Origin of the sequence: Undibacterium sp. TJN25, assembly GCF_049339885.1 — a bacterium.
In the GTDB taxonomy this organism is placed as follows: Bacteria; Pseudomonadota; Gammaproteobacteria; order Burkholderiales; family Burkholderiaceae_D; genus Undibacterium.
In genome coordinates this window covers 104,025-120,194 of record NZ_JBMPPM010000004.1, presented here as the reverse complement: position 1 = coordinate 120,194, position 16,170 = coordinate 104,025, and the positions used below count along the sequence as shown (strand labels likewise).

General features: G+C 55.6%; 18 protein-coding genes and 1 pseudogene. 8 read left to right on the top strand and 11 right to left on the bottom strand.

What is annotated here, in order from left to right; translation table 11 throughout:
- Window positions 1-653: 653 nt before the first annotated feature.
- Window positions 654-851, bottom strand: coding sequence for a hypothetical protein (locus ACO0LO_RS10680; protein WP_422964208.1), 198 nt, complete (start codon window positions 849-851; stop codon window positions 654-656).
- A gap of 21 nt (window positions 852-872) precedes the next feature.
- On the opposite strand from ACO0LO_RS10680, the gene ACO0LO_RS10675 reads away from it, so the two are divergent.
- The 6 genes and pseudogenes from ACO0LO_RS10675 to tnpB all read left to right on the top strand — a co-directional run.
- Window positions 873-1,157 (top strand): hypothetical protein, encoded by a 285-nt coding sequence (locus tag ACO0LO_RS10675; protein WP_422964207.1) that lies wholly within the window; start codon window positions 873-875, stop codon window positions 1,155-1,157.
- Between the two features lie 117 nt (window positions 1,158-1,274).
- Window positions 1,275-1,742 (top strand): carboxymuconolactone decarboxylase family protein, encoded by a 468-nt coding sequence (locus ACO0LO_RS10670; protein ID WP_422964206.1) that lies wholly within the window; start codon window positions 1,275-1,277, stop codon window positions 1,740-1,742.
- 92 nt (window positions 1,743-1,834) lie between these two features.
- Window positions 1,835-3,070, top strand: coding sequence for an efflux RND transporter periplasmic adaptor subunit (locus ACO0LO_RS10665; RefSeq protein ID WP_422964205.1), 1,236 nt, complete (start codon window positions 1,835-1,837; stop codon window positions 3,068-3,070).
- An 11-nt stretch (window positions 3,071-3,081) separates the two neighbouring features.
- Window positions 3,082-6,261: an efflux RND transporter permease subunit gene (locus ACO0LO_RS10660; RefSeq protein WP_422964697.1), complete on the top strand. Its 3,180-nt coding sequence runs from the start codon at window positions 3,082-3,084 to the stop codon at window positions 6,259-6,261.
- Window positions 6,254-7,687 (top strand): efflux transporter outer membrane subunit, encoded by a 1,434-nt coding sequence (locus tag ACO0LO_RS10655; protein ID WP_422964204.1) that lies wholly within the window; start codon window positions 6,254-6,256, stop codon window positions 7,685-7,687. The genes ACO0LO_RS10660 and ACO0LO_RS10655 overlap by 8 nt, the downstream gene beginning before the upstream one ends.
- A gap of 9 nt (window positions 7,688-7,696) precedes the next feature.
- Window positions 7,697-7,969 (top strand): annotated as a pseudogene (gene tnpB / locus ACO0LO_RS10650) (IS66 family insertion sequence element accessory protein TnpB); the annotation flags it as partial.
- Between the two features lie 19 nt (window positions 7,970-7,988).
- On the opposite strand, the gene folE2 reads toward tnpB, so the two are convergent.
- The 3 genes from folE2 to ACO0LO_RS10635 all read right to left on the bottom strand — a co-directional run bounded on the left by folE2 (window position 7,989) and on the right by ACO0LO_RS10635 (window position 9,957).
- The gene (gene folE2 / locus ACO0LO_RS10645) at window positions 7,989-8,816 is read right to left on the bottom strand and encodes a GTP cyclohydrolase FolE2 (protein ID WP_422964696.1); all 828 of its coding nucleotides are present in this window, start codon (window positions 8,814-8,816) and stop codon (window positions 7,989-7,991) included.
- Window positions 8,817-8,902: 86 nt separating this feature from the next.
- Complete coding sequence (locus tag ACO0LO_RS10640) at window positions 8,903-9,271, bottom strand: c-type cytochrome (RefSeq protein ID WP_422964203.1); 369 nt, start codon at window positions 9,269-9,271, stop codon at window positions 8,903-8,905.
- Window positions 9,272-9,372: 101 nt separating this feature from the next.
- Complete coding sequence (locus ACO0LO_RS10635; protein ID WP_422964202.1) at window positions 9,373-9,957, bottom strand: ferritin-like domain-containing protein; 585 nt, start codon at window positions 9,955-9,957, stop codon at window positions 9,373-9,375.
- A gap of 190 nt (window positions 9,958-10,147) precedes the next feature.
- On the opposite strand from ACO0LO_RS10635, the gene ACO0LO_RS10630 reads away from it, so the two are divergent.
- Window positions 10,148-10,783, top strand: coding sequence for a helix-turn-helix transcriptional regulator (locus tag ACO0LO_RS10630; protein WP_422964201.1), 636 nt, complete (start codon window positions 10,148-10,150; stop codon window positions 10,781-10,783).
- Window positions 10,784-11,141: 358 nt separating this feature from the next.
- Here the strand turns inward: ACO0LO_RS10630 and ACO0LO_RS10625 are convergent, their stop codons facing one another.
- The 3 genes from ACO0LO_RS10625 to ACO0LO_RS10615 all read right to left on the bottom strand — a co-directional run bounded on the left by ACO0LO_RS10625 (window position 11,142) and on the right by ACO0LO_RS10615 (window position 12,497).
- On the bottom strand, window positions 11,142-11,372 hold the full coding sequence (locus tag ACO0LO_RS10625; RefSeq protein ID WP_422964695.1) for an MFS transporter: 231 nt from the start codon (window positions 11,370-11,372) through the stop codon (window positions 11,142-11,144).
- Window positions 11,373-11,915: 543 nt separating this feature from the next.
- Complete coding sequence (locus ACO0LO_RS10620; RefSeq protein ID WP_422964200.1) at window positions 11,916-12,134, bottom strand: hypothetical protein; 219 nt, start codon at window positions 12,132-12,134, stop codon at window positions 11,916-11,918.
- 15 nt (window positions 12,135-12,149) lie between these two features.
- Window positions 12,150-12,497, bottom strand: a complete 348-nt coding sequence (locus tag ACO0LO_RS10615; protein ID WP_422964199.1) for a nitrilase-related carbon-nitrogen hydrolase — start codon at window positions 12,495-12,497, stop codon at window positions 12,150-12,152.
- A 166-nt stretch (window positions 12,498-12,663) separates the two neighbouring features.
- On the opposite strand from ACO0LO_RS10615, the gene ACO0LO_RS10610 reads away from it, so the two are divergent.
- Complete coding sequence (locus tag ACO0LO_RS10610) at window positions 12,664-12,963, top strand: hypothetical protein (protein ID WP_422964198.1); 300 nt, start codon at window positions 12,664-12,666, stop codon at window positions 12,961-12,963.
- A gap of 40 nt (window positions 12,964-13,003) precedes the next feature.
- Here the strand turns inward: ACO0LO_RS10610 and ACO0LO_RS10605 are convergent, their stop codons facing one another.
- The 4 genes from ACO0LO_RS10605 to ACO0LO_RS10590 all read right to left on the bottom strand — a co-directional run bounded on the left by ACO0LO_RS10605 (window position 13,004) and on the right by ACO0LO_RS10590 (window position 16,152).
- A complete protein-coding gene (locus ACO0LO_RS10605; protein ID WP_422964197.1) occupies window positions 13,004-13,741 on the bottom strand; it encodes a radical SAM protein in 738 nt (245 codons plus the stop codon).
- A complete protein-coding gene (locus ACO0LO_RS10600; protein ID WP_422964196.1) occupies window positions 13,738-14,985 on the bottom strand; it encodes a glycosyltransferase in 1,248 nt (415 codons plus the stop codon). The genes ACO0LO_RS10605 and ACO0LO_RS10600 overlap by 4 nt, the downstream gene beginning before the upstream one ends.
- 151 nt (window positions 14,986-15,136) lie before the next feature.
- Window positions 15,137-15,517: a hypothetical protein gene (locus ACO0LO_RS10595; protein ID WP_422964195.1), complete on the bottom strand. Its 381-nt coding sequence runs from the start codon at window positions 15,515-15,517 to the stop codon at window positions 15,137-15,139.
- A 44-nt stretch (window positions 15,518-15,561) separates the two neighbouring features.
- Window positions 15,562-16,152, bottom strand: a complete 591-nt coding sequence (locus ACO0LO_RS10590; protein WP_422964194.1) for a hypothetical protein — start codon at window positions 16,150-16,152, stop codon at window positions 15,562-15,564.
- Window positions 16,153-16,170 lie beyond the last annotated feature (18 nt).

The window sequence follows — 16,170 nt, the reverse complement described above, 5'->3', positions numbered from 1 at the left end:
GAAGCTGCCCGGATAGCCGTCACGTAAAACTGAATCGGGTTGACGCATGAAAAGTTAAGCCTGCAGTAGCTAAGATACATGCAATAAAAATCAACGGTTTGCCGTCATTAGCGGCAGACCGTTGATTTTTTTTAGGGTATGGTCTAAGACCGTCGGTATTCTTGGAAATATGGTGCCGCATGCCTACCTTTACTTGCGGATCAGTAAGTTTTTCGCGTGTTTTGGTGTTTTCATCCATGGACTTAATATGGACAGAAATGGACAAAAAACTTTTTAGCATCGTATGCGCGGAGTGCATCCAACAAAAAACCCGCATCAGCACTGGGCTAGAAGCGGGTTTTAAGACGTTAAAGAAGCTCTTCAACGTAGATCTGGTGGGATAGGTGGACTTCGATAGTGGTTGTAAGTATTTGAAAAATAATGAATTGATAAATTTATAAAGTAAGCATGGATGCAAATATGGATGCAAAAACTTTGGATGCGGTTGGACGTGAAAAAACTCAATCAAGCAATAGAACACTCAAGATTTGTATCGTAGTTTTTTTGTTTTATTTTGGTGGATGATAGATTTTCGTGGCGAAATTGCCACGGCTCCTATTTATCTCCGTGCCTCACGATAAATTCTAACCAGTCAATTCTGCATTTTGCCCGCGCTAAAAAACCTGGACCGCGACCGGCGCGTGCTCCATTCGGGCACCTTCAGTAAGGTACTCATTCCCGGCATTCGGTTGGCGTATCTTGTGGTGTCCGAAACGCAGGTCGAGCGCTTTGAACAGATCTGCCGGGACCTTGACGCCGGCAATCCGCAGCTCGCGCAAGCGATCGTTGCCGCTTTCATCGCCGAAGGCCATTCCCCCCGCCATATTTAACGCATGCGCAAGTTGTACGCCGAGCGCAGGGACGCGACGATCGCGTACTGGGAAAACACATGTGCATTGCCGCAACCTGGTGGCGTGCGCCTGATCCTGCGTTTCAAAGGTCTACAGGCGGATCGTGATCTTTTCGCGCGCATGCACACAGAAGGCCCGTACGCGGAAGCGTTGTCGGATTGGTCGATGCTCGGCGACGGCGCCCCGGCCGTACTTTTCAATTTCACCGATGTCGATTTGCAACACACCGCCGAGAAACTGGGCCAGCGCATATTGAAGCTGTTGTGACGAAAGCCTGGTCGTGCCGATCATGGTCTACTTGCGAACACCGAACATGGATCTTTAAGATTGGGCCAAGATACAGCACGATGGAGTCCCCACAAAAGCAATCACAAGGACCCCATCATGAGCAATCGCATCGACTACGCCAGCGCCTCGCCAGACGGCTACAAAGCATTCGGCGGCGTCTACGTCACCCTTCAAAAAGGCGTCCTTCCAAAAGAACTCGTCGACCTCGTGTATTTGCGGGTCTCGCAAATCAACGGCTGCGCCTACTGCATCGACATGCACACACGCGACCTGCTCAGGCTCGGCATCGTGGTGGACAAGCTCGTGCTGGTGCCGGTGTGGCGCGATGCCGGCTCCGTGTTCAGCGAGCGCGAACGCGTCGCGCTGGCGTGGGCCGAAACCGTCACGCGCGTGGCCGATGCCGGCGTGCCCGATGCTGACTACGACGCCGTCGCAGCCGAATTCACCGACAAGGAACTGGCCGACCTGACTTACGCGATCGGCTTGATGAATGCCTTCAATCGTTTCGGCATCGCATTCCGCTCGCGCCCAGCCTTTACCGACAAAGTGGCCAACGCCCATTAAGTGCGCCCAAGTAGGAGTCGCTGTCGATTCCTCGACCGGCCATCACCACATCCCGCTTGGCGGAAAACCATTACTGATCAAAGGATCGAACCATGAAAGTGTTGCCCGCACACCCGCCGGTAGCCGGGGAAAACCCGCAATTCCCGCGCCCTGAAAATGCCCGCCTGTTGTCAGGCGGTCTGCTCTGCCTACCCCTTCTTCTCGCCGCTTGTCAGGACAAGGGGCCGGCCACGGCCGTCGCGTCGCCTCCGATAGTGGATGTCGCCGCAGCCCTTTCCGGCAAAGTTACGCCATGGGGCGAATTCAATGGCCGGATCGGCGCGATGGAATCGGTTGAAATCAGGCCCCGGATTAGTGGCTATATACAGAGTATCGCTTTCAAGGAAGGCCAGGAGATGCGCCGGGGCGCTTTGCTGTTCGTAATCGATCCGCGTCCGTATCGCACCGCTTTCAATAGTGCCGACGCCCGATTGGACCGCGCACGTGCCACCAGCTTGCTGGCGCGGGCGCAGGACGAACGCGCGCAAACGCTCTTGCAGACCAATGCCACGTCGATCGAAGACGCGGAAACCCGTCATGCCAACTACGTGCAAAGCGTCGCCGACGTACATGATGCCGAAGCAGCTGTCGCCATGGCCAAGCTCAATCTGGAGTTCACCGAAGTGCGCGCGCCGATTTCCGGTCGTGTGAGCAGAGCCATGCTCACGGTCGGCAATTTGGCCGTGGCCGATCAGACCCTTCTGACGTCGATTGTGTCGCAAGACCCGGTGTACGTTTATTTCGATCCGGACGAACACAGCTTCCTGGCCTACAGCGCGCAGGCGCAGCGGAGCCAGGGCGGCGCCGCTGCGCCTAAGGTGCGCGTAGGGCTGGCTAATGAGAACAATTTTCCGCACTTAGGCAGGGTTGAGTTTATCGATAACAACGTCAACCCGACGACCGGCACGATCCAGGCCCGCGCCACGCTGAGCAATGCGGACCGGGCGTTCACGCCCGGCCTGTACGCGCGCGTGCAATACGCGGGTGGCTCGGAAATCCAGGCGATCCTGATCAAGGACAAATCCGTGCTGACCGATCAGGACCGCAAGTATGTCTACGTGCTCGATTCCGGCAACAAGGCGCAGCGCAAGGAGATCGAACTCGGTGGCATGAGTGACGGATTGCGCGTGGTGAAAAAGGGCCTGGTTGCGGGCGACAAAGTCATCATCGAAGGGATGCAAAGAATCTTCTTTTCAGGCGCTCCCGTGACGCCGACTGAAGTGCCGATGAGCGCATCAACCCCGAACGCCATAGGCGACGGCACCATCGTAGCGGCGGTAGCGAAATGAAAAAATCGTCAATGGATTTCTCGAAGTTCTTCATCGATCGGCCAATCTTCGCGATCGTATTGTCTATCATCATATTCGCCGTCGGCCTGATAGCGGTTCCGTTGTTGCCGGTCGGCGAGTATCCCGATGTGGTGCCGCCTAGCGTTGTAGTCCATGCGAATTATCCGGGCGCCAATCCGAAGGAAATCGCCGAATCGGTGGCCACGCCCCTGGAGGAGGCGATCAATGGCGTCGAGGGCATCATGTATATGAAGTCGGTCGCCAGCTCCGACGGTGGCCTGCGGCTGGTCGTCACTTTTCTTCCCAAGGTCGACCCGGACGCCGCGGCCGTACGCGTGCAGAATCGTGTCAGCCAGGCACTGCCGAGGCTGCCGGAAGCTGTGCGCCAGTACGGCGTGAGCACGCAGAAGCAGTCGCCCACGCCGCTGATGTATGTGAGCCTGTCTTCTCCTGGCAACAAATACGATGCGAAGTATCTGCGCAATTACCTGATCTTGCACGTCAAGGACGAGCTGTCTCGTCTGAATGGTGTGGGCGATGTCGCCGCGTATGGCTCGGGTGACTACGCTATGCGCATCTGGCTTGATCCGGACAAACTGGCTTCGCGCAAACTGACCGCATCCGATGTTATCAAAGCTGTGCGTGAACAGAACGTGCAGGTTTCTGCCGGCCAGCTCGGCAGCGAGCCCTCGCCCAGCACCACGGATCTCCTGATTTCGATCAACCTGCGCGGACGTCTGAGCACCGAGAAGGAGTTCGGCAATATCGCACTCAAGACGGGCGCGGACGGACAGGTGGTGCATCTTTCCGATGTGAGCAGGGTGGAACTGGGGGCTAGCGACTACACGATCAGCGTGTACGAGGACCAGAAAAACGCGACGCTGGTGGGCATCTTCCTGACGCCTGGCGCTAACGCGCTGGGAGTAGCCAACGAGGTATACAAGACATTGGACGCGGTCTCCAAGAATTTTCCTCCCGGCATTGCCTATAACGCGGTTTGGGACCCGACCGTTTTCGTGCGCGATTCTATCAGCGCCGTGGAACATACGCTGATCGAGGCGGTGATACTGGTGGTGCTGGTGGTGATACTGTTCCTGCAGACCTGGCGCGCCTCGCTCATTCCCTTGGTCGCGGTGCCAGTCTCGGTGATCGGTACGTTCGCCTTCCTCTACCTGCTGGGCTACTCGATCAATACCTTGACGTTGTTCGGACTTGTACTGGCGATAGGCATCGTGGTCGATGATGCGATTGTGGTGGTCGAAAACGTCGAGCGGTATATCGCAAAAGGCCTCAATCCCCGCGATGCTGCGCACCGGGCGATGCGCGAGGTATCGGGCCCGATCATCGCCATCGCGCTGGTGCTGTGCGCGGTCTTCGTGCCGATGGCATTTCTCTCCGGCGTGACGGGCGAATTTTACAAGCAGTTCGCGGTGACGATTGCAATTTCGACTGTCATCTCGGCAATCAACTCGCTTACCTTGTCGCCGGCCCTGGCCGCCAAGCTGCTCAGAAGCCACGATGCGCCCAAGGATTGGCTGGCGCGCGCCATCGACAGTACGTTCAGTTGGCTGTTCCGCCCATTCAATCGCTTCTTTGAACGCAGCTCGAGAGGCTACCAAGGCGCCGTCGGGCGCAGTTTTAGCCGGCGCGGTGCAGTATTCATAGTGTATGCCGGATTGCTGGTTGGCACCGCGTTTCTGTTCCAGGCGGTTCCCGGCGGCTTCATTCCGACCCAGGACAAACTTTATCTGTTCGCTGGGGCCAAACTGCCCGAGGGTTCGTCTCTCAAGCGCACCGATGCGGTCTCCCACCAGCTCGGCAAAATCGCGCTGGGCGTCGATGGCGTCGAAGTGGTGTCCGACTATGCTGGCTTCAATGCCTTGCAATGGGTGAATACGCCCAACATCATGGCCAGCTTCATCACGCTCAAACCGTTCGATCAGCGTAGCCGTTCCGCCTCCGAGATCAATAGCGAAATCAACGCCAAGTTCGCGGCGATCAAGGACGGTTTCGCATACGCGCTGCTGCCGCCTCCCATCCAGGGGCTGGGCAACGGTTCGGGTTATTCGCTTTTCCTGGAAGACCGTGGCGGGCTGGGCTATGGCGCGCTACAGAATGCGCTGACCGCATTTCAGGCTGAGGTCGCGAAAACGCCAGGCATGACCTTCCCGGTCAGTTCCTTCCAGGCGAATATCCCGCAACTCGAAGTGAAGGTCGATCGCGACAAGGCAAAGGCGCAGGGCGTTGCATTGTCCGAGCTGTTCGAAACCCTGCAAACCTATCTGGGGTCCACCTACGTCAACGATTTCAATATGTTCGGGCGCGTCTATCGCGTCATGGCGCAGGCCGACGCATCCTTTCGCCAGCAGGAGTCCGATATCGGCAGGCTGCGCACCCGCAACGAGCGTGGAGAAATGGTGCCAATCGCTTCGATGGTCACTATCATCCCGACTTTCGGCCCCGATCCTGTGATCCGCTATAACGGTTATCCGGCCGCCGACGTAATCGGCGACTCCGATCCGAAAGTGCTCTCGTCGGCGGAAGTCATCGCCAAGCTGACGGAGATCGCCGATCGCGTACTGCCCCGCGGCATCAAGCTTGAATGGACCGATCTCAGTTACCAACAAGTCACGCAGAACCATGCAGCGGCGATCGTGTTTCCGCTGGCCGTGATGCTTGCGTTCCTGGTGCTCGCCGCCTTGTACGAGAGCTGGACCTTGCCGCTGGCGGTGATCCTGATCGTGCCGGTATGCATGTGCTCGGCGCTGCTGGGGGTATGGCTGACCGGAGGCGATAACAATGTATTCGTACAGGTGGGCCTGGTCGTGCTGATGGGCCTGGCGTGCAAGAACGCGATCTTGATCGTCGAATTCGCCCGTGAACTAGAGATCGAGGGCAAAGGCATCGTCGAAGCAGCGCTCGAAGCATGTCGGCTGCGCCTGCGTCCGATCGTGATGACTTCGATCGCCTTTATCGCGGGTTCGGTGCCATTGTTGCTGGGCCACGGCGCCGGCAGCGAGGTGCGCCACGCCACCGGCATCACCGTTTTCGCCGGCATGCTCGGCGTGACCCTGTTCGGCCTGTTCCTGACCCCCGTGTTCTACGTGGTGCTGCGTAAACTCGCCACCCGTCATGAAAAGAAAGAAGTAGTTTCCGATTTACAGTCCACCACGGAGTTCGATCATGAATAAATATAGACTCGTCACGACTGTCCTGCTTACCAGCATGCTGGCCGCCTGCGCGTTTGGCCCGGATTATCATCGGCCGGCCATGCCAATGCCGACACCCGCACATTTCGCGCGCGCCGAATCGGGCGCTGGAAGCACGGCGGCCGCGCCGACAGGAGATGCTGAATTCTGGCGCAGCTTCAACGATCCCGAACTCACTGCACTGATCGGACGGGCGCTTTCGGCGAACAACGATTTGCGCGTTGCCCTGGCGCGTTACGACGGCGAAAACGCACTGTTGCGCGAGGCCAAGTTCGACCGCTTTCCGACAGTGACCGCCAGCGCGCTTGCTGGTCATCAGCGCGTGAGCCAGGACCAGGCCTTCGGTTTTCCGCGCAGTGCCGATATCTACGGCGCGAGTGCGAACGCGAGCTGGGAGCTTGATTTCTTCGGACGGGTGCGTCGTGGAATCGAGATGCGTGGCGCAGAGACGGCGGCCCGCGCGGACGATTTGCAGGCATTGCAAATCAGCATCGTGGGTGAAGTCGCCAGCGCCTACGCCCACTTGCGCGGTACGCAGGAGCGGCTGCGCGTAGCGCGCCGTAATGCAGATAACCAGCGCGAGACGCTGCGCATCGTCAACGTCCGCTCGCACTCCGGGCGTGACTCTGATTTCGATACCGCGCGAGCACAGGCGCAATTCGAATCCACGACCTCGCGCGTGCCGGTGTTCGAGGCGCAGATCGCGGTAGACCAGCATCGGCTCGCGGTATTGACAGGCCGCGATCCGGGCGCCTTGATCGCCGAGTTGGATGCGCCGGCGCCATTGCCTTCGTTGCCGGCCCGCATCGACCCCGACACGCCTGCGGAGCTGCTGCGCCGGCGCCCCGATGTTGCGGCTGCCGAGCAGCGCCTGCATGCCGCTACCGCGCGCGTTGGCGTGGCTACGGCCGATCTGTTTCCCAGCCTGAGCTTGAGAGGCGTGCTTGGCACGTTCGCCTTCAGCTCCGGCGGCCTGTTCAAGAGCGCGAGCGAAAGCAATTTGGTCGCGCTTGGCGTCGACTGGTCGTTCCTGGATGTCGGCAGGGTCCGGGCGCGTATCGCGGCGAGCAATTCCGAGGCGTCAGGTCTGCTTGCACAGTACCAGCAGACAGTCTTACTGGCGTTAGAAGACGTAGAAAATGCGTTAGTGCGCTACTCGCGCACGCAGACGGAGGACCAGCATCTCGAACGCGCGGCCGCCAACAGCGCGCGCGCCACGCAATTGGCGCGTACGCGGCTCAAGGCCGGCACGATTGGGCTGTACGAAGTGCTTGACGCTGAACGGACCCAATTTGAGGCGCAGGACGCTTTCGCCGACGGTCGCACGCGCAGCGCCGTGACGGCTATCGCGTTGTACAAAGCGTTGGCCGGCGGTTGGCCACAGCACCTACCGCCGCGCGAGGAGTAGGGCACATCAATGGACGGCCACAGCCACGCAAGGAACTTTAGGCGCAGTAGCAGCCCAGCGGTGGGGCGGAACTCGGTGCAATGCGTGGCTCGCCGCGCCGACGAAAAAGCAACGGCAGTGCTCGTCGAGCAGGAGTTGGGACTCGATCCGTTCGGCAGCGCGCGGTACGTGTTCATCAACCGTGACCGCAACAAGATCAAGGTCTGGTACTGGCATCGCAACGGCTTCTGCCTACGGCTCAAGCGCCTCGAGGGCGAAAAGTCCGCCTGGCCGCGCGACGCTGACAATGCCAGGCAGGCGGTCACGATACAGCAACTTGAATGGCTGCTGGAGGGCCGCCGGCGCCCGAAATGCAGGCAAATGCCGAATGGTTATGGATGGATTCAAAATTTTCCACTTCGATCGAATAGCGTCCAACCGACATGTGGCTATTGAGTGCCAGGGCGATGTCTCGCACCATGTCTTCAACGAATTTAGGATTATCGTAAGCGCGTTCCGTGACATATTTTTCGTCCGCACGTTTCAGCAGCCCATACACCTCACATGAAGCGCTATTCTCTGCAATCGCGATCAGTTCTTCAATCGCCATTTTTTCCTCCAGAATCACTTCGATACGGATATTGGAGCGTTGATTGTGGGCGCCATAATCTGAAATATCTCGGGAGCACGGGCACAGGCTGGTTGCGGGAACCAGGACCTGCAACGATACCGTTTGCCGGCCATCTTGGTCAATGCTCGCGCGCCAGGTCACGTCAATATCCAGCAAGCTGGAGACGCCGGAAACCGGAGCGGTCTTTTTCACGAAATACGGAAAACGCATTTCGATAGTGCCAGCCGACGCGTCCAGTTTGTCCAGCATTGCGTGAGCCATCGTCATCAATCCTTGCTGGCTCAGCGCGCCCGTCTGCGCCTCCAGTATCTCCAGGAAACGCGACATGTGAGTGCCTTTGACGTGTGACGGCAAAGATACGCTCATCGTCAGATTTGCAATGCTGGGCATATCCCTTTCGGCCGAACTTATCGTCAGCGGGTAACGGACTCCTTTGACGCCGACGCTGTCGATGCCAAGATTGCGAATGTCGGCTTGCGCCTGGACATCGGGAAGCGGCAATTTGTCGGGTGCATTCATGATCTTTCCTAAAGCGTTAATTGATAGAGTTGGAATCATCATAGATTCCACTAGGATGGAACTGTAGCGGTACCTGCCGATACCCGCTACCGTGCGGTTTGTGTTTTGAGATAGGCAATGAGATCGGCCCTATCTTGCGCAGCCGGTATCGAGTAATTCATCTGTTGACCCGGGATCAATTTCTCAGGATTGGCAAGCCATTTGTTGAGAGTATCGTCATTCCAGATCACATGGGATTTGGCAAGGGCTGGGCTATATTCAAAATCCCTTACGCTTCCGGCCCTGCGTCCGAAGACGCCGCGGTGGGCAGGCCCGGCCAGGCTGGCTTCGATGGAATGACAAGCAATGCAGTGTGTGCCGTATAGGAGTTTCCCGTTGACTGCATCACCGGCGGCATCAGCGGCCGAAGTTGTCAGGTACAGCGCCGCGGCGAGCAAAAAGATGAGCGTTTTCATGGACGTTAAGGGAGAGTTGACACAACATCTGCCTGGCGCGAGCCTTGCAGCCTGACCTTGTGGGCCGCCGGAGGGTATGCGCCTCTGCAGCCCAATGGTAGTTATGCGCCGAAAGCCATGGCCTTTGGCAGAGGCATCCCAAGGGCATTGTTTAACACCGCCCAATGGGCCACTTCGTCTGCCGCCAACCGCGCCGCGACCTGTGCGAATGCGACATCTTTAAAGGACGGAATCACACTGATATAGGCGTTCGTGGCGCCGAGTTCCAGTGACAATGCCAGTCTCAAGATATCTTCCTGATTCTTAAGTTGGCTGGCATTCAGTGCTTTTGCGTACACGTCCAGAGATTTTTCTCCGACTGGTTTTCCGCCCAGCTTGGTGATGGCGCCAATCAGCAGATCACGGTGAATCTTATGGTCGTTCTGAAATTTCAGTGCGATATCCAGCACGGGTTTTTGCAGAAGTCCGCTTTTCGCGCCCAACGTATAGGCGTTAATGCCCTGATGTTCCAGACCGAGGGCGACATTGAGAATTCCTATATCGTTCGCAGCACCGTCAGGGCTTGTCGCAGCCCTCGATTCCTGTCCTCCCAGCAAAAGTACTGCGCCAGTTGACAGCATGCCGGTAGTGGTGCCGCGCAGGAAGCTGCGCCTTGAGCTTGGATTTTGTAATAGTTTCGTTATCATTTTTTCTCTCCAGAAAATACTTCCGCAACGCAGTCGAAGAATGTCCGACTTCAGGAAGAACCGTCAGCTTAGGCGAATAAAAATACTTTGTACAGTAAAATATGTTTTAAGTGTTTTAATATAGGAATGCGCTAAAATAGGGTTTGGAAAAAATTCAGTCAAACCCTTACCGCGTTCGCAGGAGTCATGCATGTTAGAGATATTGGGTGCGCGGCAGAAAGAATTGCTGAAGCTGCTATTGAAAAACAAGTCCGGGATGACCGCGGATGAGCTGTCCGCCAAACTAGCCATTACGCGTAACGCCGTACGGCAGCATCTGGCTGCCCTCGAAACGGACGGCCTGCTCAAAAAAGGCGTTACCCGCGCATCAGGCGGCCGGCCGGAGCAACTGTATGTGTTGAGCGACAAGGGCAGCGAATGTTTTCCGCGCCACTACGCCTGGTTCGCACAGTTGCTAATCGAATCCGTGCAGCAGGAGGCCGGCGCCGATGCGCTGGGAGACCGCCTGGTTTCAATGGGGACGCGGGTGGGCAATCAATTGCGCGCCCAGCACCCGGAGCTGGTAAGCCGCGGAGAAAAGGTGCAAAAAGTATCTGAAATCATGGAGGAGCTCGGCTACGATGCGCAAAATGCCAGCGATAACAAGGCAGAAGCCGTCGTTGCCGACAACTGCGTCTTTCATACGCTGGCGTTGGGAAACCCTAACATATGCAGATTCGACCTGGCCCTGCTGTCGGCTTTCACTGAAAGCAGCGTGGATCATCAGGCCTGCATGGCCAGGGGCGATAATATTTGCCGGTTCAAGTTTGGCGCGAAGATTCGGTAGCGATTTTAGCGACGCTCTGATTAAAACCACGGCCTTGCGTGGCGACGAAGCTTGAGGACTGCGCTAGCCGTATGTAATGGCTCGGATCCGAGTGCTCAGCGAAAAAATCATTCTATGTGCGGTCGCTTGTATCAGCCGATAAAACATCTCCCAAAAAGGGGCGCATGGCCGCTTCTTTGCACGAGAGTGGTCTCTTTGTTTTCGAAACATGATACTGCAGATCTATACTGCGACTGTAGACAATCTGCGGTCGATCACGATTTCGTGATATTTGAAGCGCCTATTGCCATCTGACATTCTCTATTATCAAGCCTCCGGCTACCGGTCGGAGCGACACAGCAATGCCAATTACCGAGACCTAGGAAGCGAGCGCCCGAGCGCGCTCGGGCCCACGAAACGAGTGAGAAAGCGTGTCAAAAGTAGCGCTTATCCGCATTGCCGCTCCTATGCCCTGAACCTCACGAGCACAATTCAATACCAGCACATTCGTGGTAATTCTGCAGATAAGCGAAGCTAGCGTGATGGCGGCAAGCCCGATTAATATCGTGCGCTTGCGGCCATAGCGATCCGCTAATGCGCCTTCTGGCATCACGTGTGTGGCACTGATCACCTACTCGATATCGGCGAAATCGGCATGCAATGACCGCGCAATCGATGGGAGAGATACCGCAACGATATTTGCGTCGAGGGTGATCATGAACGAAGGAACCGACAGGCACAACAGAATCAGAAAACAGCGCATTCGGTTTAGTGACGAAGAATCGTCTCTTGAGGCCATGGTATATCCCATCAAATGAAATTGAAATATACTGCTCGGTGGTAGAAAGCTTCGCACTAACTATAGAGGCTGCAGTTGAGCCAACAGCCGCGCCGCATTTGCTAGCGGCTGTAGCAAATGAAGCCCGCGCGCTTGTATTGCACACACGGGCGAGTCGTGGTTTATTTCCTGTGCTTAAGCAACCGTGGTGATCAGATTCTCTGAACCTTTACCCAGCGCTTGGCGGTGCCTGCGCAGCGCGTTCGTGAATGTGAGCGGTCGGGGTGCGATCAATCAGGAGACTAAGCAACTCCGGCCTGTTGTAGTGGCCGACCGAGTCCATCAACATTTTGCGTCGGTCGATCTGCGTGAAATCTAGATCGGGGTGACCACGCCTTCACCCGAGCGCAGGGGCTCGCCGATCAAAGTACCGTCGGGTGCCACGATCGTGGTGAAGCAACCGCCCGAGATTGGAGTGATTTCGCAGCCCGTGTCCTTCATAATTTGCGCCTGCTGGTCGGCATCCAGCCAGGCCGTTGCGTTGACGACAAAGCACTCAGACTCCAGCACATGCTCGCCGAGATTGATTTCCATCCTCTGGGCAAACCCCTAGCCGAAGGCAGAACCCGGATACGTGGCCGAATGGGTCTCCTCGCCGTCGGCAATCAGCGTGTAACGTGCCAGCGGGTTGTTATGCTCGAAGCATACCACTGACCAATGCGGTCGACCTTGCTGTCGGCGGCGCGCAGGCCCGACCCGCCGCCCTGGCCGCAGACCATGCGCTCGAAATGGGGGGGGCGAGATCTTGCGGCGTCGCTGGATCAAGGTGCAATCGGCTTCGAAGAGCAACTGCGTGTTGTACAGGATGCAGACGTCGCGCTCATTGACGCAAATGGAGACCACCATGCCCGCCTTCCGGGCAGCCTTGCCGATAGCGTCGGTGATGAAAAAGGGCATCAAATGACCGAGTTTATATGTTGCATATGCAACATAACTCAAAATAAGTGACTCCTGCGACGAGGCAACTCATCTGGAGTCCCCATAATTACGCTAACACTAGCCCCTTTCAAAAACGTCTTCGCTTTGGTTCGTGCGGCCGTCCAAGCAGAGGCGGCGCTACGTATTGGATTTCAGCTTTCCTCCTTGTGTCGCAGAGCGCAAATTCCCCAAACCTGCAAAGATAGGTTACGAGCAGATGCAAAGAATGGAAAAAGAGATGAGCTGTTTGCAGGGACAATATAAAGAGGTCGAGCAGGTGTATGGCCAGCAATTGCTGAATCTGGTCGTGGTTAAAGTCTATCTGACGACCCTGTCGCGCAATGAGCGGATCTCCGCCTACCTGAAGTCACACTATCTTGATGTATATCAGGGCATTGAAAGCATATTGGGAACTGTAGAGCAAGCGGAGCAATTGTCTGGATAACGCAAGCGCTTGACATTCGTGTTCTTCGGCTTATTGGGCGCTATCCCAGATATCGGCAACCTATGCATGTAGACGGCTCCTGCCTTGCCAAAAACTGCGCGCGCAGGTCGCTAATGGAGATAAAAGTCTTGGTATCCTTGATACTGAAGCAGGGCAGTTCTGTCCCACCGATCGTGTAGTAGCGCATGAGGTCTCGAGTCAAATAAGCGCACTTGAATCGGCTGGGCTTTCTATGCATTACCACCATTTGTGGGTAGCGATACTGATAGTCCGGCTTTGTCTGTAACGGCTGGACGATGTGCGTGAAACCCTCCCGAGCGCACCAGTCGGCGACTTTTTGAATGGATGGCGAGAGTGCTACGGAGTGAATGATTACTGTGACCGAGAATTTGGCTGCGTTGATAAACTCGATCACCCTGGGGAGATTGTATCGCCCGATCTGATTAGCCTCGTGTGGATCGAGCGTGTCGACGCTGACCCCGAGTTTCGAAAAACTTGCGGCAAAATGCTCCGGGTATTTATAGGTCCCGTTGGTGATGGTATAGGGTAGGGCGCCCACATCTTTAGCATACGCCGCCATATCAAAGAATGAATGATTGAGCGTTGGTTCGCCTTCACCTTGCAATGAGATCTCGACCGGAACTCCATATCGCTCGACATGGCGATCAATAATTGACTTGCATTGGTCCAAGGACATGTCTTTTTGTGGCATGTCCCGGCCTGCGCAATAAAAGCATCCAAAGTTGCAGCGAGTCGTTACCTCCACCTGAACGTTCATGATGTCGCCTGGGATTGAAGGGGTGTAGGGCAATCAATAGAAGTGTGACTTGGTATGGCCGTCAAGAGCGATAAGCAGGAATCGACCATGTTCTCCATTTGGCTCGATGTTGAAAAGCCGGTATATTTCCTTGCAAATGCTTCTGCTTTTTCCGCATAACTCGGATCATCAATCAGGCGTTTGATTAGCTGACGAAGGTCAGAGCGGATGGTTCCTTTTGCATTAATTCCAGCGCCGAGCTTCTCGATCTTTACGGCATTGCCGAATTGTTCCGTATAGATGGGAATGAGCAGCATCGGTTTTCCGGCGAGCAGGGCGGAGGCGATTGTTCCTACCCCTGCGGAGCAGATCACGAAGCGAGCCCTTGGGATGAGGCTATCCATGTGGATGGCCTCCTTGGCAAAACGGAGGTGTTTGCTCTCATATTTCTGTACCCATTTTTCGGGAATGTTGCGTATAAAGACAAGGGCGGAAATTTGTAGCGAGCGTAGAGCGTCCAAGACTCCTTCTGCCTCGATCTGACCCGCTTTCAAGTAACAAAATACCTGATACTCCCTTTCTACATCGCTCGATGTTTCGGCGCCGACTGCTGGAGCGAAGCACTCTCCCCAATAGAGTGTATCGGGTGGACGGTCGTAACAGTCGAGCTCTGGCCACGTGCATAGAAAATTCCTATCGACTTTGAACATATCCACGAGACGAGGCAACTCGGGCCTTTCCTCCCGTGCAAGTACAGAATTCACAGACCTTAGGACATCGAGCTCTCGCTGATTTTGGTCGTTTTTTTGATCCTTTTCCCAGTGCCGAAAACTGGGTAACGGAGTTGTCATGGGTGGATAGAAAAAACCGCTGCCGTACCAGGCAGATTTGATTCCACAAATTCTAGCGGCCAGCAGCGCCGTAGGTGCGAAATCCATCAATACCAGATCAGGTTGGATAAGGTCGAAAAGGCTCTTCCACGCAGTCACCAAAGAAAATAAATTTTGACTATTCACGTATCCCGACTCGATCAGCAAATCCGCGTAGGTCTCATGTTTAAATCTCGGCGCTGGTACTTGCGACAACGGCGCCTGTAAAACCCTGCAATTCAGTTTCTTAGCGGTTAGCTGCGGATGAGAGAGATCTCGCACTACCAGCGTGACCTCGCAGCCCTCATCCATAAATCGTTGTGCCAAAGGTGCCATGCGAAGGGCATGCCCAAGTCCGCCTCCAAGTTCCCATGCAATGAGAATTTTTCTTGTCATTTGCTTTTTGTGATTCACTTAAAACCATCGCTTGTAGGAATCAGCCAGCTCTTGCTTGTTGATAAAGATAATTCAGGAGGCTGCATCAAATGGGAAGTCGGAGGCGGTTTATATTGGGCAAAGGTGCCTTTACTGGATATAACGCTGCCGGCTACGCTGCATCGGACAATAAATGCTCGATTGCGAGCTGAATCATCCCATTTGCTTCTGGATTGTTTTCCATGGAGGTTTGAACCTCATCGATGAGTTGGTAGAATTTCGGGTCGTTGATCAGGTGGTCTCCGAAATGCGATAGCAATATAGACTCCAGGAATACCCGGAACGCTTTTTTTCCTCTTTGCGGGTCGTCCCGGTCAATCGCTTTAATCCTCTGTCCGATAACGAACTCAAGATTGTTTTGCCCATTGCTGTCGGCGTTCTTCGTGTTGGCCTGGGGCCGTTGCTTCGATGAGGGAAGTGGCGTGTTGCTGGAAATCAGTTGGGTCCTGATGAGAGAAACGAGTTGACCAACTGAACTGAGATGCGCTGACATATTGCTGCTTACCCTTTGATGAACAGATCTAACGGCGGCTAGTGTTAATGAATGCTATTGCCTGCGTATGCGGACAACAGAAGGCGATTTTCCAGTCCCTCATCAGAAGAGTCGGCATTTTCTCTATCTTTGAGTAATTCCGGAGGTAGTTTTCGGAGTTCCTCGACCATTTTCTGCATTTCCTGAGTTAGCGCGCGCTGAGCAGGATTCAATTCGATACCGCGACTCAAAGAGACGATAGCCTTGGCAAATTGTTCGGTGTTCAAGTAGTCGACAGCTTTGCCAAAATGGCTTAATGGGTTGCTCTCGCCGAGCCCGTACAGCGGTTTGAGGATATCTCCCGATCGCTGCTTTTCGCCAAGGGTATAGAGCAGCAGGCCTAGCTGGAAACGAGCGATGGCAAGTGCAGGGTCAATCGCCAGCGCCGACTCAAATTCTTTTAATGCACGGTCAAATATCCGGACCTGTGCATATTCGGCACCCAGCAAAAAGTGCGAATTGGCAGTCGCATCCGCGCGCGATACAGCCTCCTTCAGATAGGCAATCGCTGCTCCGGGCGTCTGGCTGCGGTTTGCAGCGAGAGCCAGTTGCTGCAGCTCTTCCTGATCTAGCAAGACAAGTGACGACGTATCCATAAAACTCCAGCTACTCAT